The sequence below is a fragment of the Bradyrhizobium sp. Kon37 genome, from assembly GCF_055807535.1.
On the sequence record NZ_JBVVOY010000351.1, the window covers coordinates 1 to 234 of the forward strand.

Below are 234 nucleotides of genomic sequence, written 5' to 3' on the forward strand. Positions count from 1 at the left end.
TGATCGACAGCGGTTGACCGGCAGCGATACGCAGCTGTTCTTTGATCAGGTCAACGCCGGTGATCATTTCTGTAACCGGGTGTTCTACCTGAATACGGGTGTTCATTTCGATGAAATAGAACTCGCCGTTTTCGAACAGGAACTCGAAAGTACCTGCACCGCGATAGCCGATATCAACACACGCTTTAGCGCAACGTTCGCCGATGTAGCGACGCAGTTCCGGGGTAATGCCCG

The 234-nt window shown here is 52.6% G+C and carries 1 protein-coding gene; it reads right to left on the minus strand.

What is annotated here, in order from left to right; translation table 11 throughout:
- Positions 1-234 (minus strand): ATP-binding protein (locus tag AC0L3J_RS38440; protein ID WP_473350629.1); only part of this gene is annotated, 234 nt, incomplete at both ends.